Below are 21,712 nucleotides of genomic sequence, written 5' to 3' on the forward strand. Positions count from 1 at the left end.
TTTCACTCCATGGTCATTGTAGAAGGACACCAAGCTATTCCCGAGATTCAAAATGCTATTGTTACTAGTGGCACATTTGATGGAGTGCATTTCGGTCATCAAAAAATCCTGAAAAAGATTGTAAAGACTGCTAAAGAACTCAATGGCAAGAGTGTTGTCCTTACCTTTTGGCCGCATCCGCGATTTGTTCTTTTCCCTGAGGAGAAGACACTCAAATTGCTTTCCACATTCGAAGAAAAGGCACAATTACTAGAAGAGGTGGGCATTGATTATTTGGTCAAAGTGGAGTTTACCAAGGCCTTTTCTCAATTGTCTTCAGAATCTTTCATTCAAAATATGCTGGTGGAGAAATTGAAGACCAAAAAGCTAATCATCGGTTACGATCACCGCTTTGGAAAAAATCGATCGGGGAGTTTTGAATACCTGAAAGAAAACAGCGATCGCTTTGGGTTTGAAGTAGAAGAAATTCCACGTCAAGACATAGACGATGTGGGAGTGAGTAGTACCAAAATCCGTCAAGCACTATTTCACGGAGAAGTGGATTTGGCAGCCGAATTTTTAGGCAGACTTTATAGCATTCAGGGAACTGTGGTAGAAGGAAAGCAAATAGGATCAAAATTAGGATTCCCAACTGCAAATATTCAGGTAGCTGAAGATTTCAAATTGATTCCCAAAGACGGGGCATATGCTGTACGAGCAAGAGTTAATAATCAATGGCACAAAGGGATGCTTAATGTAGGCATTCGTCCTACCGTTGGCGGATTGCATAGAGTTATAGAAACACACCTATTTGATTTTGATGAGCAGATTTATAATGAGCCAATTCAAATTGAATTTGTGAAGAATTTACGGGATGAGAAAAAATTTGATTCTCTTGAAGAACTAAAAATACAACTGCAAAAGGACAAAATCACCTCCTTGCAGCTTCTCAAAGAATATTAATCTTGTCTTTAGATTATTGCTATCCGATTCGTATGGATAAGCCTTAAGTTTGTAACTTTCGTATACAACATAAACAACATTTACTGCTATGAACAAAATTGTAGCTGATGCCCAAGCCGCTATTCAAGGAATTGAAAATGGCATGACACTCATGTTGGGGGGCTTTGGCCTTTGCGGCATTCCAGAAAACTGTATTTCTGCCCTTAATGAAAAAGGCATTTCCAATCTTACTTGCATTTCCAATAATGCTGGGGTTGATGATTTCGGCTTGGGACTTCTACTCCAGAAAAAGCAAATCAAAAAAATGATTTCTTCTTATGTTGGAGAGAACGATGAGTTTGAAAGACAAATGCTGAGTGGTGAACTGGAAGTGGATTTGATTCCTCAGGGTTCTTTGGCAGAAAGGTGTCGAGCAGGCGGAGCGGGTATACCTGCATTTTTCACTCCAGCTGGATTTGGTACCGAAGTAGCTGAAGGCAAAGAAATTCGAGAATTTAATGGCAAACCTCACATTTTGGAATCAGCGCTTACAGCGGACTTTGCTATCGTAAAAGCATGGAAAGGAGACAAATTTGGAAATTTAGTATATAAGGGTACAGCTAGAAATTTTAATCCACCAATGGCGATGGCAGGTAAGATCACAATCGCTGAAGTAGATGAACTGGTAGAACCAGGAGAGTTAGATCCAAATTTCGTTCACACTCCCGGAATTTTTGTTCAGCGAATTTTTCAAGGAAAGGATTACGAAAAGCGAATTGAGCAACGAACTGTTCGCGCTCGGAATTAGTGAATTACCCAATCTTCAAATTAAGAAAGATGTTAGATAAGACAGGAATAGCAAAACGAATAGCTCAGGAATTACAAAATGGCTGGTATGTGAACTTGGGTATTGGTATCCCAACTTTAGTAGCCAACTATATCCCTGAAGGAATTGAGGTAGAGTTTCAATCAGAAAATGGGATACTAGGCATGGGTCCATTTCCATATGAAGGTGAAGAAGATGCTGACATGATCAATGCAGGAAAGCAGACGGTTACATTGCTAAAAGGTGCATCTATTTTCGATTCATCGACCAGCTTTGCCATGATCAGAGGTCAACATGTTCAGTTGACTGTATTGGGTGCTATGGAGGTATCTGAAAATGGTGATATCGCCAACTGGAAAATCCCAGGGCGTATGGTGAAAGGCATGGGAGGTGCTATGGACTTAGTAGCATCCGCTGAAAATATCATCGTGGCTATGATGCACACTAACAAAGCTGGAGAATCTAAGATTCTAAAAGAATGTACCTTGCCTTTGACTGGCGTAGGGTGCGTGAAGAAAATTGTAACCAATATGGCAGTGCTTGATGTGACCTCTAAAGGGTTTAAGTTAATTGAGAGAGCCCCTGGTGTTTCTGTGGAGGATATTCAAAAGGCTACCGAAGGGACATTAATTGTAGAAGGAGAAATTCCGGAAATGAAATTGTAGTTTTCAAAGGGTTAAAACTTTGGAAAAGAATAATGCTTATAGCAGGAAGGCTTTCTAGTCCTCCTGCTTTTTTGTTTCTTTGTGCCTCCATTGCGCAGATAAAATCAAAAATAAATTAGATGAAGAGATCAAAAATCAATATTGAGGTTACGCTCGACGAACAAAATATTCCAGAAGATATCCAGTGGTCGGCAGAAGATGCTGGTGCCGAACAGCAAAAAACGAAGTCGATTTCTATCGGGATTTGGGACGAAAAAAAGAGAGATACACTGATGCTAGACCTCTGGACCAAAGACATGAATATAGATGAAATGAAACAGTTTCATATCAATCTGTTGGGCAGTTCTGCAAGTACACTTTTGTCAGCTACAGGTGACGAGTTTATGTCATCCGAAATTTCCAATCTGTGTGAAAAATTGGTGCAATATCTGAGTGAAAAGTAGTATGCATGCATAATTTTTATTGAAAATCATTATTAGGTGCTCAATCAAGGCTGATTTTATATTTTTTTCTTTAATATTAGAGACACGAAATTGTTTTTTCGTGGCTTAATGATCAGCAAAACACTTAATAATGATTAATATGAGTAAACTTTTTACTAAGCGATTTTATCTGAGTTTGGTACTCGGAGCACTGATTTCATTCGGTGCTCAGGCGCAGACCAGCATATCAGGAAGTGTTGTAGATAGCAACACGAAGGACCCCCTACTAGGCGTAAGTATTCTAGTCAAGGGTAAAGTAGTTGGTACGATTTCGGATACCGACGGTAATTTCTCACTAAACGTGTCTTCGGCACCACCACTTACTTTGATATTCTCTATGGTTGGATATAGTTCAACGGAGATTGAGATCAGTGATGCGAATGTTCAGGGACTCGAGGTAAGTCTGGAAGAATCATCCATTATGGGACAAGAGGTGGTAGTATCTGCTTCTAGAGTAGAAGAGTCTGTGATGCAGTCTCCGGTCTCTATTGAAAAAATGGATGTTCTGGCCATTAAAAACACGCCATCGGTCAACTTTTATGATGCCCTTCAAGGCTTTAAAGGAGTGGACATGAGTGCCCAGAGTTTAACTTTTAAGTCTGTTAATGCGAGAGGGTTTGGTGCTAATGGTAACACTAGATTTGTTCAGCTGATTGATGGAATTGACAATCAGGCTCCAGGGTTGAACTTCGCGGTGGGTAACATCGTGGGTATTAACGATTTGGATTTGGAGAGCGCAGAGATGATTCCTGGTGCTGCTTCAGCATTGTACGGGCCTAATGCTTTGAACGGTATTTTGCTTTTGAATAGTAAAAGCCCATTTGATTACCAAGGTTTAAGCGCATACGCCAAAGTAGGCGTTAATCATGTGGATGGCGAGGACGATGATCCAGCGATGTACAATGATTATGGTATTCGTTACGCCAAAGCATTTAATAACAAGTTCGCATTCAAGGTAACAGCTTCCTATATAGGAGCGCAGGATTTTAGAGGAGTAGACTACCGAGATCAAAGTTCAACAACCAATGGTGTAGAACACGGCGGCTCTGTTGAGACTACTGGCAGAACAAGAGAAAACAATAGAACTTATGATGGAGTAAATACCTACGGAGACTTCGGTTTCAACTTAGGGTTGATACCATTGTTGGACCCTGCTTTCGGTGCTGTGTCTGGTCAATTGCCAAGTGGATCTGATGGCGCATTTACTCCTACAGGTTTTACAGAGTCTTCTTATGTGGACAACACTACTGAAAGTATCAAACTTGGTGGTGCTTTGCACTATAGATTGACTGATAACATGGAAGTGTTTGGCCAATTCAACTGGGGTTCTGGTAGCACGGTGTATACCGCCAATGATAGATTTGTTTTAGATAACTTCTCCATCTGGACTGCGAAGTTAGAATTGAGAGGGTCAAATTTCTACTTGAGAGGATATACTACTCACGAGGACTCTGGAGATACTTATGCGGCCAACACTTTGGCTTCCTTGATGAATCAAAAATATTATATTCCTGATTATGCCTTGGGATTCTTAGGTGCAAGAGGGCAAGGGGCTTCAATAGAACAAGCCCATGCTGCCGCGAGAGGATATGCAGATGGCCTTCAAACCAATTATGCACCAGGTACTGCTACTTGGGACACTGAAACTGCTGTACTTAGGGAAACTTCAATATTTGAAGGTGGTGCGAAATTTAAGGATGCTTCAAGCATGAATCACTTTGAAGGCAGCTATAACTTCTCCAATCAAATTGATTTCGCAGAAATTGTTGTGGGAGGAAACTTTAGACAATATAACCTGGAATCAGAAGGTACATTATTCGCTTTGAATGATGATGGAAGTGAGCAGTCATTCTCAGAATATGGGGGCTACGCTCAAATTTCAAAGGCCTTCATGGAGGATAAATTGAAAGTACAAGCCTCTGGTAGATATGATAAGAATGAGAACTTTGATGGGCAGTTTTCGCCAAGATTGTCTGTAGTAGGAACTGTAGCTGGGAGTCATAATTTCAGAGGCTCTTTCCAGAAAGGATTTAGAATCCCAACTACACAAGATCAATTCATTGACTTGGATGTACAAACCAGAAGGTTGATCGGTAGTAACCAATTGTTGGTAGACCGATACAATTTCAGAACAAACACGGTTTATACCGAAGCTAGTATTGCAGCAGCTAGAACAGCAGCAGCTGGAGGTGATGCCAATGCTAGAGATTTGTTGGTGAGTCCTGATAAAGTAAACGAAGATTTCAAAACTGAGAAAATCAAAACTTTTGAAATTGGTTATAGAGGATTGTTTTTAGAAGATCGATTGATGGTAGATGCTTATTACTACCACAGTACTTATCAAGATTTCATTGCGGAAATTACTTTTGGCCAAGCAGTTGATGCTACCGATGGAACTAACGGAGATGGTTTTGACCCGGCTCCAGGCTTCGATCCAGATTCAGACGCAGGTAAGGATGCCATTATCGGTAATGCCGTGCCTGGTGGAAGAATTCAAAACTATGGATTCGATACAAACGCCGATGGAGATATTAAATCTCATGGATGGGGTATTCAGGCTGATTATAGTTTAGGCGGTGGATATACAGCTAGTGCTAATGTGGCCTACAACGAGTTGTTGGACGACGATGAGCTAGTAGCACAAGGTTTTAGATCGGCATACAATACGCCAAAGTATAGGTATAATGTTTCTTTAGCGAATAGAAATGTGGTTGAAAATCTTGGCTTCAGCTTGGCCTACAGATGGCAGCAAGCTTTCTTCTGGGATTCTTCATTTGGTCAGGGAGTTGTTCCTGCCTTCGGAACAGTGGATGCTCAAATCAGTTACAAACTGCCTAGCATTAAGTCAATAGTAAAAGTGGGTGGTAGCAATGTGTTTAATGAGAGATATACCACTTCATTCGGTAACCCAAGAATGGGTGCTATTTACTACGTGTCGATCACTTTCGATGAATTCTTAAACTAATAAAGAGAACAAGATGAAAAATTTTAAAATATATACTTTACTACTTGTCTCTGCATGCATCGCATTCTCATGTGATGAGGAGGATAAGTTGATCAATGATATTTTGGTGGAAAATCCAATACCGGTGGTGCAGGACCCAACGGGTGAACCCGGAGGTTTAGACTTGAGTGTTTACGTTTCATTAGGGGCTTCTATTACCGCAGGTACAAAGGACAATGCACTTTATAGTCACGGGCAAGCAACCTCTTATCCTGCGCTATTAGCTGGTCAGTTCGCTGCTGACGGCGTAGGTGGCGGAGCATTCAATCAGCCAGACATTAATTCGGCAAATGGATATTCTGGTGTGGATGGAACTACTATTCAAGGTAAGTACATCTTGGATCTTGATTTGAATAATGATGGTGAGCTAGGAGATGCTGGAGTGGTTATTTCTGAAGGGGAATTACCAAGTGCATACGAAGGAGATAAAACAATGCTGAATAATTTTGGTGTTCCAGGTATTATCACTGCACAAATTTTAACACCTGCAACAGGTGGTCCGGATGTCGAGGCAAATCCTGCTTATAATGGATTGTATGCTCGATTTGCATCAGCACCAGGGACTTCATCAATTATCAAAGATGCTTGGGATAAAGATCCTACTTTCTTCACGCTTTGGGCTGGAGGTAATGATGTGTTGGGGTATGCGGCTAGTGGAGGCGCAGATCCAAGTCGTCCACTTACCGATCCAGCAACTGTCAGTGCGCAAGTAAATATGATTGTCGATAGTTTATTGTCTAAAGCAGGACATGGACTTATTTTGACGGTTCCAAACGTATTAGTGCTGCCTTACTTTCAAGCGGTACCTAGAGTGATATCAGTTCCGGAAGATAGCAGAACAGAATTGCTTGCCGGTATTCAACAGATTAATGCTGCAATAGCTGGTTGGAATGATGCAGTTGCGGGTAGCGGAATGGAAAGACCATTGCTAAGTACCGATATGAATGAATATCCTTTGGTGATCGAAGATGCATCACTGTCAGACGCTTCTGTGCCTGATGGTTCAGGAGGAACATTCGTAATTCCAAAGGTGAGAAACATAGATCCTGATGCCCATTCAGTTTTTGGCGTATCCGAGTTGATTACTTTGACCGCTTCTCCTAAAGTTTCGGCTGGAGAACTGGGCATTTCGCCTCTCGCTCCTTTAACTAATCAATATGTACTTGATTTTACGGAAATTGCTGCCATATTGACTAACATCCAAACAGTTAATACGAGTATGGGTGCAACAGCGGTAGCCAATGCCGGTAGAATCGCAGTTTTAGAAACATTTGGTTTAATTACGGAGATCGCGGTGAGTGGTGGCTATGATACAGGTAGCTATACACTAGCACCTGACTTTTCTCCAAATGGCATTTATTCCAATGATGGTGTTCATCCGAATGCCAGAGGATGTGCGATAATAGCTAATGAAATTATTAAAGTGTTGAATAAGCCCGTCGCAGAAGGTGGCTTTGGAGCTACAATTCCTTTGTTGGATGTGATGCAATATAATGCCTCTCCGTTCCAGCAATAAGATTTTCCAACAAGTGACTTTAAAAAACCCTGATAGTTATCTATCAGGGTTTTTTTATGGAAATCATTTGTCAGTTGAACGAATTTGGATTTTCTATCAAAGAATACTATGGCGATTTGCCTTATTGGTGGTGATAAATTCTAAGGAGTTAATAAATTGAATTATAAAGTAGGGAGGAATATCTGGTATGGAATATATTATGCATGCATACTAAATTTTGAAAAATCTTCTGTATTTTAGAGGAATGGAAGCTAGCCCAAAGTATCTTTTGCTGTGTATCTACATTGTAGTACTAAGCACCTAATGGCTTAGGACTTTTCTATTTTACATTTATTATTCTACATTTTTAATGAAGGCACATAACCCCGAATCAAAATACTGAATGAAAAAAATTGTTGATCATAATGAAAATGAAGAACTTGGATTCAAGTTCATTGATGCAGCCCCAGTCGTTATTTTTGGGCATAAAAAAAGGGTCTCTGAATCAGAAACCCTTCCGTTATATTGTGGTGATGAGTGGGCTCGAACCACCGACTCACGGATTTTCAGTCCGATGCTCTACCAACTGAGCTACATCACCGCGTTAACGAGGCACAAAAGTATAAAGATTTGTTAATGCAACAAACATTTTGAAAGATATTTGAAATAAAAAAATGAAGAGAATATGACTTGGATTTTACAAGTAGTTTTTGTGGTCGTTGTAGCCGTTCCGATCTACTTTTTGATAGGTAGAATTAAACAGATTCGAAGCAATATCTTGCTAGGTAAAGACTTGGATCGCAGCGATAGATCAGGTGACAGATGGAAGGCGATGCTATTAATTGCCTTTGGTCAAAAGAAGATGTTCAAAAAGCCTATTCCTGCTTTCTTACATCTTTTAATTTATGTCGGTTTTTTGGTAATCAACCTTGAGGTATTAGAGTTTCTCATTGATGGCTTACTAGGCACTCACAGAATATTTGCCCCGTACCTAGGCTCATTTTATAATATTGCCATGAATTTCTTTGAATTTCTCGCATTGGGTGTACTTATTTCATGTATAGCCTTTCTGATAAGAAGAAATGTGATTAAGGTTCCTAGATTCACTAAACCAGAGATGAAGGGCTGGCCAGCCATGGATGGTAATTTGATTCTGATTATTGAGTGCATACTCATGTTTGCTATTCTGAAAATGAATGCAGCAGATCAGGTACTACAAAGTAGAGGAGTTGCCGGATATGTAGACACAGGGGATCTCATGATCTCCAGCCTATTCATTCCATTATTTCAAAATTACTCCGACACCTTTTTGATTGTGATTGAGAGAGGGGCCTGGTGGTTTCATATCATCGGCATTTTTGCATTTGCGGTATACGTGACTTATTCAAAGCATCTACATATCTTTTTAGCTTTCCCGAATACTTATTATTCCAATTTGGAACCGAAAGGTAAAATCCAGAATATGGATGCAGTGACCACAGAAGTGAAGTCTATGTTGGGTATACCTGTGAAAGGTGCTGGCGAACCTCCAGCAGAGGTGGGGACATTTGGAGCCAAAGATGCCACAGATTTGAGTTGGAAAAGTTTGATGGAGGCGTATTCATGTACGGAGTGTGGACGATGTACTTCGGAATGTCCAGCCAATCAAACCGGTAAGACCTTATCGCCAAGAAAGGTGATGATGGATACTCGAGATCGAATAGAAGATATTGGTGCAGGGAAAGGAGAAGGAAAGACCTTATTAGGAGATTTTATTACCAAGGAGGAAATCAATGCTTGTACGAGCTGTAATGCCTGTACCGAGGCTTGTCCTATCAACATTGATCCACTATCTATCATTTTGGAAATGAAGAGATATGTAGCCATGGAAGAGTCTGGCTCTCCGGCTTCCTGGAATTCTATGTTCTCAAATATTGAAACCAATTTTGCCCCTTGGAAATTCTCCCCAACGGATAGATTCAACTGGGCACAAGATTTAAACGACAAAAATTAAGCACATGAGCGATACGATAAAAGCACCAACTGTAGCAGAACTACAGGCTAAAGGAGAAACACCAGAAATTCTGTTTTGGGTAGGCTGTGCAGGCTCGTTTGACGATAGATACAAAAGAGTCACGGTGGCCTTTACGAAAATTTTGAACAAGCTGAATGTCAACTTTGCTGTCTTAGGACCGGAAGAGTCGTGCACGGGTGATCCAGCTCGACGTGCGGGTAATGAGTTTTTGTTTCAGATGCAGGCCATGGCGAATATCCAACTGTTGGATATGTATCAAGTGAAAAAAATTGTAACCGCTTGTCCTCACTGTTTTAATACCCTCAAAAATGAATACCCAGACCTGGGAGGTAATTATGAAGTCATTCATCATACTACTTTTCTTCAGGGATTATTGGATGAAGGAAAATTAAAGGTGAGCGGTGGGGCATTCAAAGGTCAAAAGATTACTTATCATGACTCTTGTTATTTGGGAAGAGCCAATGACATCTATGAAGCACCAAGAAATGTTTTAAAATCTCTGGATGCTGATTTGGTGGAAATGAAGCGATGTAAAACCAAAGGCTTGTGCTGTGGAGCAGGAGGAGGACAAATGTTTAAAGATGCAGAAGCTGGCGATAAGGAGATTAATATTGAACGTACAGAAGAAGCATTAGACACGGGTGCTAAGGTGATAGCCTCAGGCTGTCCGTTTTGTATGACCATGTTGTCCGATGGTGTGAAGAGCAAAGAGAAGGAAGCAGAAGTGCAGGTTAAAGATATTGCCGAGCTTCTAGACGATGCGATGGACTAATCTGTACAAAGTTGGTCGATGAGGGCTTGCGCCAGCGTAAGCCCAACATCTAGCGCATATTGCCAATCTTGGCAAGCAGCTTCAGAATTGCCCAAGTCATATTGTACGGTACCTCTGTTTAAGTAGGCCTCACCAAATGTTGGACTTAGTGTAATGGCTTGATCGAAATCTTTCAGCGCCTCCTGGCTATTGCCCAAGGTGAATCGAGCAAAGCCGCGTTGGTAGTAAGCATCTGCATTTTGGTTGTCGAGTGAAATAGAAACATTGAAATCCGTAATGGCTTTTTCATTTTCTCCTAACTCGGATAGACAGGAACCTCTAAGAAAAAAGAATTCGGCATTGTTTGTGTTATCAGCATGAAGATCATTGAACATATCCAGTGCTTCTTCTAAATATCCTTCGGATAAAAGTTCGTGAGCTTCTTCGATCGAAGCATTTTGAGCACTAATCTGCCAATGTGTACAAATAACTATTAGAAGTGTTAATACCCTTTTCATAAACCTTTGCTTTGTTTCTCTAGCCTACGTAATTTCAACGAAAAAATACGGATTACCAATTAACTTGTCTCAAATAGCCTAGTAATAGTATGAATATAATGAATGGGTGGAGTAAATATCTTTTGATGTTTTTATTGATGAGTCCAACATTTTCTCAAGGTCAAAATCTTGAGACCGTATTGGAAAGACATTTTGAAGCAATAGGTCAGGAAAACCTGATGGCCATGCGTTCGATACTCATGGAAGCACGCGAAATGGAAGGTTTTTCCAGTGGTAAGAAATACACTATCACTAAGAAGTACCCGAATAAAATTCGTATTGAGGGAAAATGGCAAGATCAAACTTATGTGAAAGCGTTTGATGGGACAAGAGCATGGACCATTGCTCCATGGACTGGCGTGCATACCTCTCAACTCATGACAGATCGCGAGCGAAATATTTTTTTAATCGATGTTGGCATTGGTTCACCGTTGTATGATTATGGATTGGGCAATACCTTTGAATTGTTAGGCTCGGAAAGAGCAGATGACGCGAATCACTATGTGATTCGTGCATCTATGACTTCGGGATTCTATGTTGATTACCTCGTAAATAAAAAGGATTATTTGATTCACTTGGCCAGAGTCTATGAAGAAGAGGATGTTGACAAAGTGGCTTACGAAGTCATCTACAAAAATTATAAAAACCTGGGTGGTGTCTCCATTCCATTTGGTTTTGAAAGAAGAATGGAACGCAGAGTCACTTCAATCGTAATAGATGATATTGTGTTTGGTCAGGGTGCTCCTAATAGCATTTTCAACAAGCCAGAAAATTAACTTAACAGCTGTTGATGGATAGCTAATACTTGTGGTATAATTAGGCAACTACCATCATTGTCGATTACAAAATCAGAGCGCTCTGTCCTTTGTTCTTCGCTGACTTGCTTGTCTATGATGCCATTGATTTCTTCCAAAGATCGCTGGGGGTCTCTTTTTTGTACTCTTTGAATTCGAGTCTCAATGGATGCAAATACATTGATCAGAAAATCTAATTGTTTGTAGGAGCCCGATTCTATCATGAGTGCCGCTTCTTTTAGCACATATGGAGCCTGTTGTTCGCCTTGCCAATGATTGAAATCGTTGCCGACAACCGGATGTACTAAAGCATTGATTTGCGCTGTCTTATTGGAATCATGAAAAATAGTTTTAGCCAGGAAAGCTCGATTGAGCTGACCATTTGTATAAGCCTCTTCTCCAAAAGTAGTTTTTATATTTTGAACTAAATCAGCATCATTTTGCATGAGGTATTTGGCACGGTCATCTGCATTGTACACCGGAATACCCAACGTTTCAAAAATTCTACAGACAGTAGATTTCCCTGATCCTATCCCTCCGGTAATGCCAACAATTTTCATTGCGCTTCTGCAAACATGAGTTTAATTCGATCTGAAGCAAGCACAATGTCCAGGGCCTTTTCATGAGCATACATGAGTATGGGTGTTACAGTAGAATCATTCATATTTCTCATACTGTAATCTACAGTAACGCTAAAATCTGATTCATCTACATCATCCTCATCTTCTTCCATTATGGTATAGTACAGTAATATGGTACTATCTGCTAGATAAGAGGATGAGTCTTGTGGGAAGTCTAAGCGTTCTATAGGAATACTTATCTCTCTGGCTAGAAATTTGGCTACTTGAAATTTTACCGTTGCTTCAGGTGGATCTACTATCACGTGATCTCCTACGAAAAAACTGAGCTCGTCATCGAAGTTTCCATCTATATTCATATTACTGAAATCTAATTGAACATAGTCTGGCATATCGAGCATGGTAGATTTAGGGCCAGAGACAACCGCGCTATCCACATTACAGCTGATTGGACTTGTCATACGATAGGACTGAGATAATGGAATAGAAATGCTATCTACGAGTACGGGTAGCTTTCGAGTTACTTTGTCTTCGATATTGAAAAATAATGTGTCCGTTACTACGTAAATCAGGCGAAGTCCATCTAACTGATCAGAGATCATTGGAATTAGACTCGATCTTGTTAAAAACTTGATTTCGGTTGGGTTGTCTAGTGGAATATTGATGGGCGTAGCGTTGATGCGAAGTGTCTTTCGGATCAGGTTCCAGCCGCCACTTGTTACATCAATTTTGATCTGCTTTGCCAGTGGTTCCATTACTACTACACTATCTTGGGCAAAGGTGTATGACAAGGGGTAGTCCACCCTCGTGTCGTACGATTTGTTCATGGCATTAAAAAACCAAAAGGTAGTTGCCCCTAAAATTGAGAGTACAACTACCTTCCAGTTATCTTTTAATCCAGGTAATAAAAACCTAAATATTCCCATTCAGTTATTTGTTCCTCAAAACAATTAGCTCGCTAGTTTTTTAGAATTTTCCATAGAGATGGATGATTTTTCAATCTTCATTTTAGCGCCTTTGTCTATTTCTAAAGTTACTGTAGACTCGTCTACTGACAAAACTTTACCATGGATTCCGCCGATGGTTACCACTTGATCTCCTTTGGCCACACCTTCAGAAAAAGTCTTTTGATCCTTTTGCTTTTTTTGCTGTGGTCTGATGAAGAAGAAATAAAAGATGACTACCATGACACCGATCATGATTAAGCTTTGTGCATTTCCGCCACCTGCTGCTTGTAATAATATGAAGTTTAACATGCTTCGTTAATTGTTATAAAGATTGACTTAAGACGGTGTGTCAGCATCTTTTGGTGCTGGGGTCACGTTCGCCTTGATTTTGATTCTTTGCTGCTTTGGGTAAGTGTTTGAAGTGATAGTAACCGTTTTGTTTTGGATACCTGGCTTCTTTCTACTGTTGAATTTCACTTTGATCTCACCTTTTTCACCTACGCCGATTGGCTCTTTTGGCCACTCAGGAACAGTACATCCACAAGATCCGGTAGCACTAGAAATAATCAAAGGAGCATCTCCTGTGTTAGTAAAAGCAAATACGTGTTCTACAACATCTCCTTCGTTGATAGTTCCAAAGTCGTGAGACTCTTCGTTGAAAGCAAACTCAGGTAGCGGTCCTTCAGGCTTTACTTCCGGTTGTGTGCTGGCAGCAGGTTTAGCAGAAGTCACTGATCTGGCAGCTGCAGTTCCAGAACCTTCTAATTCAGCTACACGACCTTCCAGTCTTGCAATTCTATTTTCAACATCTCCATTAGAGCATCCGGTAGCGATCATGGCCATTACAGCAATGAATGCAGGAATCATTTTTATATTTTTCATAACTAGTATGTTTAATTGAAATTATTATTAGAAATAAATGGAAGTAAAATTAGTTAAGGTGTGTCAATCGAGAGATCACACAAGTTTCCTTAACAACTATTTAACAAATAAAATAGCGTATTAGACTTCCTCTCCTTTGATTTTAGTGATTAGGCCATTTACATCATCGAGTAAGCGCTCTGCTTTTTCCTTAGCGTCACTTACTATTTTGTCCCCCTCAGTTCGGGCTTCATTGTCGCTGAGTTGCTTGCCTTCAATAAACTCTTTTACTAATTCGTCTAGCTTTTTGCTATACTTATCTAGTTGGTAAGACAGTCGGTCTCTTGTATTTTCTCCTTTGTCTGGCGCATACAAAATGCCCAGGATAGCTCCTGCAGCTGCTCCAGTTAAAAATGCTAAGAAAGAATTCGAATTTTTACTCATATTATTTATTGTCTAGCAGTCCTCGTCCACTTTTCTTGATTTGGCCGTCTTTCTGTAATTCTACTGAAAGTACATCCAAAAGGCCATTTACAAATTGTTTACTCTTAGGCGTACTATAAAGTTTCGATAACTCAATATATTCATTAATGGTTACTTTCACAGGGATCGAAGTGAAATGAATCATCTCTCCGATGGCCATTTCAAGAATAATCCTGTCAGTCAAAGCTACACGATCTATTTCCCAGTTTTTTGACTTTTCTTCAATCAGAGTTTCATACTCTTCTTCTTTGTCAATAGCCAAGTCGTAAAGCTCTTTCAAAAATAATAAATCCTCTTCCCAGTTTTTAGAAAGTTCCATCAATATTGGTTCACTTTCTTCTGTTTCGATGGATTTTAATGTTTTTAGCACCATACTTCTTAGTATGGGTTTGTTTTCGCTCCATCCTAAATCCAAGGCCTCGAAATAGTCGTTGACATTGTCATTTTTGAATATAATGGATTTATATAGCGTTTGTACAAACTCCTGATCATCTTCTAAAGTCGTTTTAGCGAGATTATCATATTCAACAAAAAACTCTTGAGGCTTGATGTATTCCTTGTACCAAGCTCTAATCAAATCAGTATCCCAAGCTACATTTTTTCTAATTCGCTCTTCTTCTAAGCTTTCGAAGCCCTTCAGATTATTGATAACAATATTCTTGGCGAAGTTGTCATGCGTATTGTTTTTCTTTCGTTTTTCTAGCCCAATCAGCTCCTGAATTTCTACTACGATGTATAAAAATTTGATATAGTCGTCATAGATAGAAGTGATTCCCGATAGCAATCTTTTTTTGAAATGCTCTTTGTTGGCAGTAAGCTTATTTAGATAAGCTTGCTGCTGTTCTTTAACCACTTTTACAATTTCAGGCTTTGTGTCTTCAGGAATGGCATCGCCACCTTTGCGAATTAAGGCACTGAAGGCTTTGCCTGTTTGCTCGCGATCTTTGGCCAATTCTTCTTTGTCCTGCACCTCCATGGAGTTGAGATCAGGCAAGAAGTTGTCTTCAGCCTCTTTTTTGCAGATATTGAATTCAGCCTTTCGGGCAGTATGGTAGGCGAATATGGCCTGCATACCTTTGATACGTAAAGAACGTCTGTTTAGCATTAAATCAAAGTTTTGAGCGACCCTAAGATAGCTCTGGTAATTTATAGTGGCAACTTGTTGTTTCCAATAGCTGAAATTCTGTTTTCAGCAATTTGGATAGCAGCTGCCTGCGGTGTTGCTCCAGATTTTGCGCATAGATCAAATACCTCAAGGGTAGTATCATAAATTCGCTCAGTCTGATTCATCACTCTGTCTCTATTATAGTTGCCTTCATATTCATAATAGACATTAGTAATTCCTCCTCCATTAATTAAGAAGTCTGGTGCATATAAGATGCCTTTATTCACTAGTGCTTTGCCATGAATTTTTTCGTCCAGCAATTGATTGTTTGCCCCTCCTGCTACAATGTCACAGTTGAGTTTATCAATATTTTCATCATTCAAAGTACCACCCAATGCACAAGGTGCATAGATGTCGAAATCGGTGTCGAACACCTGATCGGCGACCACCACTTCCACAGGGAAACGATCAGTTATTTTCTTGATCTTGTCTTCGAAAATATCTGAAATCAAAACCTTTGCATTTTCTTTGATCAGGTTTTCTATCAGATAGGTGCCTACGTTTCCTGTACCTTGTACTAATACTTTTTTTCCTTCCAGTTTTTCTGAGCCATAAGCTTTTTTAGCTGAAGCTTTCATGCCCATGTAAACGCCATAAGCAGTTACTGGAGAAGGATCTCCTGAACCTCCCATGAAGTCAGGCAAACCGGTGACGTAAGGTGTTTCCATTCTTACGTACTCCATATCTTTAGTGCTCATATTCACATCCTCGGCAGTCCAGTACTTTCCTCCCAAGCTGTTGACGAACTTACCAAATCGTCTCATTAGCGCCTCGTTTTTCAACTTACGAGCATCACCAATTAAGACGGCTTTTCCACCTCCAATATTCAGTCCGGCAATTGCATTTTTCAATGTCATGCCTCTCGATAACCTCAAAACATCAGTAAGCGCCTCTTGATCAGAAGCATAGTGCCACATTCGAGTGCCTCCCATAGCGGGTCCCAAGACCGTATTGTGAATGGCAATGATGGCTTTCAATCCGGTAGCCTTGTCGTGACAAAAAACTACCTGCTCGTGATTCATTTCTTCTATTCCAGAGAATAAAGACACTTCTTCTTTTTTGAGTGGTTCGTTCACCTCTATCATATTTTTGGGTTTATGATTGTTAACGTTGTTGGGTACTAAAAATAAGCGCAAAGTTAGCTGATTTTTAATCAGATCAAGAAAATTAGTTATTGATTAATTGATATTTTCTAATCTAATGGTTGGCTCAATTTTTATATCTTTTAATACGAACTTTCAAAAAACTATACCGTTTGAACTTTGTATTATTGCATTTTCAAAAGCATTTTTTGGCCATTCTGAATGAAAGACCTCGCACATCTCAATAAGTATTTTTTTAAATACAAGTATCACTTGATCTTGGGTACCGTGTTTATTATCATTTCAAATTTGTTTGGAGTGATTCCTGCCGTGGTTGTCAGACATTCTTTTGATTTGATCCAAGGTAGCTTCCAGGTGTATAGAGGGTTCGAAGGTTTTGATTTGCAATCGGATACTTATGACCTATTTGCGTCAAGCATTCTAATTTTTGGAATGGTAATTTTGGTATCTGCCATTCTTAAAGGGATATTCATGTTTTTTATGCGTCAGACTATCATAGTCATGTCGCGATTGATTGAATATGATTTGAAGAACGAAATATATGAGCATTACCAAACCCTGTCACTAAGTTTTTATAGAAAGAACAATACGGGCGATCTGATGAATAGAATCTCAGAGGATGTGAGTAGGGTGCGTATGTATGTTGGGCCAGCGATCATGTATGGGATCAATCTCTTTACCATGTTTTTGATTGTTATTCCATTTATGCTGTCGATCAATGTGGAATTGACATTGTATTCACTGCTTCCATTGCCTTTTCTTTCATTTAGTATTTACTATGTAAACAATATTATCAACAAGCGCTCGGAAGAAATACAAGAGAGTCTTTCCGGACTGTCAACCTTTGTTCAGGAGGCTTTCTCAGGGATAAGAGTTATCAAAGCATTTGTTAGGGAACAGGATTATAATGACAAATTTTCTGTTGCGAGCAACGACTATAAAAAGAAGTCGCTTCGATTAGCATTTGTACAAGCGCTTTTCTTTCCATTGATCATGAGCTTGATTGGTTTGAGTGTAATCTTGACTGTGTATGTGGGCTCTATTGGAATCTTGCAGGGAGAATTGAGCACGGGTAACATCGCAGAATTTATCATCTATGTAAATATGCTCACGTGGCCAGTGACGGCGCTTGGATGGATCACTAGTATTATTCAGCGGGCAGCAGCCTCTCAGAAGAGAGTCAATGAGTTTCTTCATACGAAAAATGACATCGTATCTGAGAAAAATGTAGAAAAAGAAATATCAGGTGACTTGATATTTGAGAATGTGAAATTCACCTATCCCGATTCAGGAATCGAAGCACTCAAAGGCGTGTCTTTTAACGTAGAGGCTGGAGAGTCGATTGCGATAATTGGTACTACTGGGTCTGGTAAAAGTACGATTGCCAATTTGCTATGTAGAATGTATGACACTACTTCGGGCTCAGTGAAAGTCGATGGTTTATCTATAAAGGATTATTCGTTGTCGACTATCCGGGGAAATATTGGATATGTACCTCAGGATGTGTTTTTGTTTTCTGAGACCATAGCGGACAACATTGCTTTTGGCAATCAAAAATTGAGCGAAGCTCAGATTAGACAAGCGGCCGATCATGCAGATCTAACCGAAAATATTGACCGATTTGCGAAAGGATTTCAGACGATGTTAGGGGAAAGGGGCATTACGCTGTCCGGTGGTCAGAAACAACGAGTGTCTATTGCCAGAGCAATAGCTCGTGAGCCGAAAATTTTAATCATGGATGATTGTTTGTCAGCCGTAGATACCAAAACGGAAAATAGCATTCTGAATAGTATGAAAAAGATAATGGTTGACAGGACAACTGTGATTATCTCACATCGCGTTTCATCTGCGCAATTGGCTGATAAAATTATTGTTTTGGATGATGGGAAGATTGTGGAACAAGGCTCTCACGATGAGCTCATATCGAAAGAGGGTACTTACCAATCGCTCTATCAAAAGCAAATACAAGGCGAGGAATTGGCTGCGAACTAACCATTCCTCACCCTGATTTTATAGCGGGTTAAAAGATATTGTGATATACTTTCATTTTGTCGGCCGTAGATTTCAACAACCAGTTTTGTTTGTACTCATCTTTAGATAAATAGTGATACCTCGCACCATTGGCTATTTTCTTCACTTTTATGTACAGCATGGGGCGGTAAGACATCTCATCGTGTTCTGAGCTTGCAATAGACAATTGATATTCTTTGGATTGGTCAATAAGCGTAAGTACCAGACCGTTATTATTATCCTTGCTCTCTACCCAACCATTGATTTGAGACCGATCAAGTAACAATGGCACCATGCCTTTGAACTTCATCTGAGTAGGATCAGGTAGTATTAGCATATCCGAGTAGTCATATGCACTAGACTCAATAGCAGCTGTGCCTGGGTCAAACCACTCGCGATCAGTAGAGGCCATGTTCCCCATGACATAAATAGTTGATCGTGGAAACTTCATTTTCATCAAGAAGCCCATTTTCGTTATTGTCATTTCCTGCTTTCAATAAAAAGCCACCGTTTGGGCAATTGTCGTTTCCCTCAATGGTTTCAGTTTCGATGATGCTATCCATCATCGCGTCATCAATTTCTGGTTCCTCTGTAAGAGGTTCTTCCATGCAACCCATCATGAGTGAAACAAGAAATATTGCCGTCAAGACGAGTAATAGTTTAGATGTGTTATCAGTTTTCATTTTCATATAATTTGGTTTTCAAATTCCGATTAACGCCATGTTGATCGGGATACCAATTGTTTTGATTCGGCTAATGTACGGTGGCCAATCGCCCTTGATCATTGTTTTTGAGCTGAATAGGGCCTTGTACACCTGTTGTACACCTATAGAAAATGAGACTGTCAGATAATTAAACCCAAGTGTCAGAATAGTTAAGTTCCGTGATTTGAGTTCGCTTTAGAAGGCTTATTCAAGCATTGGGGTTTTTCTTTTTGAATTCAATCCTCTATTCTTACATTTCATCCAAAATCTAGATATGAAAAAGTGCTTATTGATTCTAGCCGTTTTTGCGTTTACACACTTACAGGCTCAAAAGACATATATCCATTGTGGTGCCTTGATCGATGGCTATTCTGATAAGCCAACAAAGGAGCGGACCATTGTGATCGATGCGGGTAGAATTGTAGAAGTTAAAAATGGATTTGCCTCTCCCGCTAAAGAAGACGCACTGATTGATTTAAGGGAGTACACCGTATTACCAGGCTTTATTGATATGCATGTGCATTTGGAGCACGAAACGGGTAAGAATAAATACATGAATAAGTTTACTCAAAATCCAGAGGATAAGGCTTTTGAGTCGGTAGTTTATGCGGAGAGGACACTCTTGGCAGGATTTACTACCGTTAGAGATTTGGGAGGTTCTGGTGTTAATATTTCATTGCGTAATGCTATTAATAAAGGACTAATAGATGGCCCGAGAATTTATACTGCCGGCAAGGCACTGGGAGTGACTGGTGGGCATGCCGATCCTACTAACGGCTATAGTCAAAAACTCATGGGTAACCCTGGGCCAAGAGAAGGGGTTGTGAATGGGGTGGAAGATGCCAAGCAAGCTGTGCGCCAGCGATATAAGAATGGGGCTGACTTGATTAAAATAACAGCCACTGGTGGTGTATTGAGTTTAGCAAAAAACGGAACAGGGCCACATTTTCAAGAAGATGAAATTAGAGCCATAGTTGAAACGGCAAGGGATTATGGATTTCATGTCGCTGCCCATGCCCATGGTGATGAAGGTATGCAGCGAGCGGTAAGGGCTGGCGTCACAACTATCGAACATGGTACCTACATGAGCGAAGAAACGATGCAAATGATGAAGGATCGAAATACCTATTTTATACCTACACTTTTGGCTGGGGACTTTGTAGCTGAAAAGGCAGCAGAAGAAGGCTATTATCCAGAAATTATTGTCCCAAAAGCGGCTGCAGTAGGGCCGCAAATTTTTGATACTTACAAAAAGGCGGTAAAGTACGGGGTACCCATCGGATTCGGTACAGATGCTGGTGTATTTCTACATGGAGACAATGGAAAGGAATTTGAACTGATGGTGGCCGGTGGCATGTCAGCCATGCAAGCGATCAAATGTGCTACTTCTATAAATGCCTCCATCCTTCAGGAGTCAGAAAATCTAGGAGGCATAAAAAAAGGAGTATATGCGGACTTAGTAGCAGTAAAAGGAGATCCAATCAAAGACATTAAGCTTTTACAGCAAATTCCTTTTGTTATGAAAGGTGGGGTGGTCTATAAGTCAGTCAATTAATTATTTGGCAAACATCTCCACAATGACTGAGTTGTCATTATATAACTTCTCCAAAGTGTAGTTGCGAAGTGTCAAACCTCTTTCATCTGCTAGCAATTTCAATTGGTTTTCCACTTTTTCCGAATTGGGCATAACAAGAGGGTGCATAGTCAATGCGGCTTGAAAGGTAGTTTGACCTTCTATCTCCAGTACTTGTAGTCCGGATGGAATCATAGACATTTCATTTTCTAATAAAACACCAACAAATCTTCGACTTTCATACTCGCCAAGGGTATCGTCTTGGTAGTTGACAATAGAAAGAGTGCCCGTGAGCGAACCATCAGCGATATATCCTTTCATTTCTTCAAACAAGAAATGCTCCTCCTTGGAAGTGAGCTTGCCATATACCTCTTTTCCTGCCAGGCTGTATTTGTTGTTTCGAGACACAGCCGTTTGAATTTCTTCAAATCCACCAAGATTGAAATAAATGCTCAAAAGGATAACGAATAAGGCTATAAAGGAGACAAACCAATAGACGTATTTTTTGTGGAGAGTGCTAAGCCGCATATTTTTCTATTAATGACTTCAAAACTAAAGAATATACACGTGAGAATTGAATAGAAATAAAAAAGTCAGCGCATTGCGTTGACTTTCCATTCTTAAGTGACCTTGTCAGGGTTATTTCATGATCCTTCGCGTTCCAAATTCCGAAAGCCAAACCACGATTCTTTTGAAGAATCTGGTTTTATTGTTTATGTGCCTTCACTAAAACAAGTTTTGCTTAGTCTATAAACAACAAAACCCCGGCAATTTGCCGG

The 21,712-nt window shown here is 40.0% G+C and carries 22 protein-coding genes and 1 tRNA gene; 11 read left to right on the plus strand and 12 right to left on the minus strand.

Annotated features, from left to right (window positions below; genetic code table 11):
* Positions 1–9: 9 nt before the first annotated feature.
* From R8N23_RS03420 to R8N23_RS03445, 6 genes are all read left to right on the plus strand, one after another.
* Positions 10–942 carry a bifunctional riboflavin kinase/FAD synthetase gene (locus R8N23_RS03420; RefSeq protein ID WP_318170162.1) on the plus strand — a complete coding sequence of 311 codons (933 nt, stop codon included), beginning with the start codon at positions 10–12 and terminating at the stop codon, positions 940–942.
* Positions 943–1,030: 88 nt separating this feature from the next.
* Complete coding sequence (locus tag R8N23_RS03425; protein WP_318170163.1) at positions 1,031–1,729, plus strand: CoA transferase subunit A; 699 nt, start codon at positions 1,031–1,033, stop codon at positions 1,727–1,729.
* 29 nt (positions 1,730–1,758) lie between these two features.
* Positions 1,759–2,412, plus strand: a complete 654-nt coding sequence (locus R8N23_RS03430; RefSeq protein ID WP_318170164.1) for a CoA transferase subunit B — start codon at positions 1,759–1,761, stop codon at positions 2,410–2,412.
* A gap of 119 nt (positions 2,413–2,531) precedes the next feature.
* Positions 2,532–2,855 (plus strand): gliding motility protein GldC, encoded by a 324-nt coding sequence (gene gldC / locus R8N23_RS03435; RefSeq protein WP_318170165.1) that lies wholly within the window; start codon positions 2,532–2,534, stop codon positions 2,853–2,855.
* Between the two features lie 139 nt (positions 2,856–2,994).
* Positions 2,995–5,859, plus strand: coding sequence for a TonB-dependent receptor (locus R8N23_RS03440; protein ID WP_318170166.1), 2,865 nt, complete (start codon positions 2,995–2,997; stop codon positions 5,857–5,859).
* Between the two features lie 13 nt (positions 5,860–5,872).
* A complete protein-coding gene (locus tag R8N23_RS03445) occupies positions 5,873–7,414 on the plus strand; it encodes a hypothetical protein (RefSeq protein ID WP_318170167.1) in 1,542 nt (513 codons plus the stop codon).
* A gap of 507 nt (positions 7,415–7,921) precedes the next feature.
* Here R8N23_RS03445 and R8N23_RS03450 read toward each other — a convergent pair.
* Positions 7,922–7,994 (minus strand) — tRNA-Phe (locus tag R8N23_RS03450).
* An 84-nt stretch (positions 7,995–8,078) separates the two neighbouring features.
* Here R8N23_RS03450 and R8N23_RS03455 point away from each other — a divergent pair.
* The gene (locus R8N23_RS03455; protein WP_318170168.1) at positions 8,079–9,386 is read left to right on the plus strand and encodes a (Fe-S)-binding protein; all 1,308 of its coding nucleotides are present in this window, start codon (positions 8,079–8,081) and stop codon (positions 9,384–9,386) included.
* Positions 9,387–9,390: 4 nt separating this feature from the next.
* A complete protein-coding gene (locus R8N23_RS03460; protein ID WP_318170169.1) occupies positions 9,391–10,179 on the plus strand; it encodes a (Fe-S)-binding protein in 789 nt (262 codons plus the stop codon).
* Here R8N23_RS03460 and R8N23_RS03465 read toward each other — a convergent pair.
* Complete coding sequence (locus R8N23_RS03465) at positions 10,176–10,676, minus strand: tetratricopeptide repeat protein (RefSeq protein ID WP_318170170.1); 501 nt, start codon at positions 10,674–10,676, stop codon at positions 10,176–10,178. The two genes, R8N23_RS03460 and R8N23_RS03465, sit on opposite strands and share 4 nt — an antisense overlap.
* 137 nt (positions 10,677–10,813) lie before the next feature.
* Here R8N23_RS03465 and R8N23_RS03470 point away from each other — a divergent pair, with 137 nt between their 5' ends.
* Entirely contained in the window at positions 10,814–11,491 is a 678-nt protein-coding gene (locus tag R8N23_RS03470) for a hypothetical protein (RefSeq protein ID WP_318170171.1), read from the plus strand.
* On the opposite strand, the gene coaE is transcribed toward R8N23_RS03470, so the two are convergent.
* The 7 genes from coaE to R8N23_RS03505 all read right to left on the minus strand — a co-directional run bounded on the left by coaE (position 11,488) and on the right by R8N23_RS03505 (position 16,628).
* The gene (coaE, locus tag R8N23_RS03475) at positions 11,488–12,069 is read right to left on the minus strand and encodes a dephospho-CoA kinase (RefSeq protein ID WP_318170172.1); all 582 of its coding nucleotides are present in this window, start codon (positions 12,067–12,069) and stop codon (positions 11,488–11,490) included. The genes R8N23_RS03470 and coaE overlap by 4 nt on opposite strands.
* On the minus strand, positions 12,066–12,914 hold the full coding sequence (locus tag R8N23_RS03480; RefSeq protein WP_318170173.1) for a hypothetical protein: 849 nt from the start codon (positions 12,912–12,914) through the stop codon (positions 12,066–12,068). Before R8N23_RS03480 ends, coaE begins: the two co-directional genes overlap by 4 nt.
* A gap of 123 nt (positions 12,915–13,037) precedes the next feature.
* On the minus strand, positions 13,038–13,343 hold the full coding sequence (gene yajC, locus R8N23_RS03485) for a preprotein translocase subunit YajC (protein ID WP_318170174.1): 306 nt from the start codon (positions 13,341–13,343) through the stop codon (positions 13,038–13,040).
* Positions 13,344–13,370: 27 nt separating this feature from the next.
* Positions 13,371–13,916, minus strand: coding sequence for a DUF1573 domain-containing protein (locus R8N23_RS03490; RefSeq protein ID WP_318170175.1), 546 nt, complete (start codon positions 13,914–13,916; stop codon positions 13,371–13,373).
* A 120-nt stretch (positions 13,917–14,036) separates the two neighbouring features.
* Positions 14,037–14,339, minus strand: coding sequence for a YtxH domain-containing protein (locus R8N23_RS03495; protein ID WP_318170176.1), 303 nt, complete (start codon positions 14,337–14,339; stop codon positions 14,037–14,039).
* 1 nt (position 14,340) lies between these two features.
* Positions 14,341–15,483, minus strand: coding sequence for a transcription antitermination factor NusB (nusB, locus tag R8N23_RS03500; protein ID WP_318170177.1), 1,143 nt, complete (start codon positions 15,481–15,483; stop codon positions 14,341–14,343).
* Positions 15,484–15,524: 41 nt separating this feature from the next.
* Positions 15,525–16,628 (minus strand): Glu/Leu/Phe/Val dehydrogenase dimerization domain-containing protein, encoded by a 1,104-nt coding sequence (locus R8N23_RS03505; protein ID WP_318170178.1) that lies wholly within the window; start codon positions 16,626–16,628, stop codon positions 15,525–15,527.
* Positions 16,629–16,847: 219 nt separating this feature from the next.
* Between R8N23_RS03505 and R8N23_RS03510 the strand changes: the two genes are divergently transcribed.
* Entirely contained in the window at positions 16,848–18,638 is a 1,791-nt protein-coding gene (locus tag R8N23_RS03510; protein ID WP_318170179.1) for an ABC transporter ATP-binding protein, read from the plus strand.
* A gap of 28 nt (positions 18,639–18,666) precedes the next feature.
* Here the strand turns inward: R8N23_RS03510 and R8N23_RS03515 are convergent, their stop codons facing one another.
* On the minus strand, positions 18,667–19,077 hold the full coding sequence (locus tag R8N23_RS03515; RefSeq protein WP_318170180.1) for a hypothetical protein: 411 nt from the start codon (positions 19,075–19,077) through the stop codon (positions 18,667–18,669).
* On the minus strand, positions 19,055–19,339 hold the full coding sequence (locus R8N23_RS03520; protein WP_318170181.1) for a hypothetical protein: 285 nt from the start codon (positions 19,337–19,339) through the stop codon (positions 19,055–19,057). Before R8N23_RS03520 ends, R8N23_RS03515 begins: the two co-directional genes overlap by 23 nt.
* A gap of 295 nt (positions 19,340–19,634) precedes the next feature.
* Here R8N23_RS03520 and R8N23_RS03525 point away from each other — a divergent pair, with 295 nt between their 5' ends.
* A complete protein-coding gene (locus tag R8N23_RS03525; RefSeq protein WP_318170182.1) occupies positions 19,635–20,915 on the plus strand; it encodes an amidohydrolase family protein in 1,281 nt (426 codons plus the stop codon).
* On the opposite strand, the gene R8N23_RS03530 is transcribed toward R8N23_RS03525, so the two are convergent.
* A complete protein-coding gene (locus R8N23_RS03530) occupies positions 20,916–21,461 on the minus strand; it encodes a hypothetical protein (RefSeq protein WP_318170183.1) in 546 nt (181 codons plus the stop codon).
* Positions 21,462–21,712 lie beyond the last annotated feature (251 nt).

This window comes from Reichenbachiella sp. (assembly GCF_033344935.1).
Classification (GTDB): Bacteria; Bacteroidota; Bacteroidia; order Cytophagales; family Cyclobacteriaceae; genus Reichenbachiella.

Excerpts from the sequence above, each read along its gene's own strand:
- R8N23_RS03490 (WP_318170175.1), bottom strand. The coding sequence starts at position 13,916 with ATGAAAAATATAAAAATGATTCCTGCATTCATTGCTGTAATGGCCATG.
- gldC (WP_318170165.1), top strand. The coding sequence starts at position 2,532 with ATGAAGAGATCAAAAATCAATATTGAGGTTACGCTCGACGAACAAAAT.
- R8N23_RS03525 (WP_318170182.1), top strand. The coding sequence starts at position 19,635 with ATGAAAAAGTGCTTATTGATTCTAGCCGTTTTTGCGTTTACACACTTA.
- nusB (WP_318170177.1), bottom strand. The coding sequence starts at position 15,483 with ATGCTAAACAGACGTTCTTTACGTATCAAAGGTATGCAGGCCATATTC.
- coaE (WP_318170172.1), bottom strand. The coding sequence starts at position 12,069 with ATGAAAATTGTTGGCATTACCGGAGGGATAGGATCAGGGAAATCTACT.
- R8N23_RS03520 (WP_318170181.1), bottom strand. The coding sequence starts at position 19,339 with ATGAAAACTGATAACACATCTAAACTATTACTCGTCTTGACGGCAATA.
- R8N23_RS03465 (WP_318170170.1), bottom strand. The coding sequence starts at position 10,676 with ATGAAAAGGGTATTAACACTTCTAATAGTTATTTGTACACATTGGCAG.
- R8N23_RS03440 (WP_318170166.1), top strand. The coding sequence starts at position 2,995 with ATGAGTAAACTTTTTACTAAGCGATTTTATCTGAGTTTGGTACTCGGA.
- R8N23_RS03455 (WP_318170168.1), top strand. The coding sequence starts at position 8,079 with ATGACTTGGATTTTACAAGTAGTTTTTGTGGTCGTTGTAGCCGTTCCG.
- yajC (WP_318170174.1), bottom strand. The coding sequence starts at position 13,343 with ATGTTAAACTTCATATTATTACAAGCAGCAGGTGGCGGAAATGCACAA.
- R8N23_RS03470 (WP_318170171.1), top strand. The coding sequence starts at position 10,814 with ATGAGTCCAACATTTTCTCAAGGTCAAAATCTTGAGACCGTATTGGAA.
- R8N23_RS03425 (WP_318170163.1), top strand. The coding sequence starts at position 1,031 with ATGAACAAAATTGTAGCTGATGCCCAAGCCGCTATTCAAGGAATTGAA.
- R8N23_RS03510 (WP_318170179.1), top strand. The coding sequence starts at position 16,848 with ATGAAAGACCTCGCACATCTCAATAAGTATTTTTTTAAATACAAGTAT.
- R8N23_RS03430 (WP_318170164.1), top strand. The coding sequence starts at position 1,759 with ATGTTAGATAAGACAGGAATAGCAAAACGAATAGCTCAGGAATTACAA.
- R8N23_RS03515 (WP_318170180.1), bottom strand. The coding sequence starts at position 19,077 with ATGGGGAACATGGCCTCTACTGATCGCGAGTGGTTTGACCCAGGCACA.
- R8N23_RS03505 (WP_318170178.1), bottom strand. The coding sequence starts at position 16,628 with ATGATAGAGGTGAACGAACCACTCAAAAAAGAAGAAGTGTCTTTATTC.
- R8N23_RS03480 (WP_318170173.1), bottom strand. The coding sequence starts at position 12,914 with ATGAACAAATCGTACGACACGAGGGTGGACTACCCCTTGTCATACACC.
- R8N23_RS03445 (WP_318170167.1), top strand. The coding sequence starts at position 5,873 with ATGAAAAATTTTAAAATATATACTTTACTACTTGTCTCTGCATGCATC.
- R8N23_RS03530 (WP_318170183.1), bottom strand. The coding sequence starts at position 21,461 with ATGCGGCTTAGCACTCTCCACAAAAAATACGTCTATTGGTTTGTCTCC.
- R8N23_RS03495 (WP_318170176.1), bottom strand. The coding sequence starts at position 14,339 with ATGAGTAAAAATTCGAATTCTTTCTTAGCATTTTTAACTGGAGCAGCT.
- R8N23_RS03420 (WP_318170162.1), top strand. The coding sequence starts at position 10 with ATGGTCATTGTAGAAGGACACCAAGCTATTCCCGAGATTCAAAATGCT.
- R8N23_RS03460 (WP_318170169.1), top strand. The coding sequence starts at position 9,391 with ATGAGCGATACGATAAAAGCACCAACTGTAGCAGAACTACAGGCTAAA.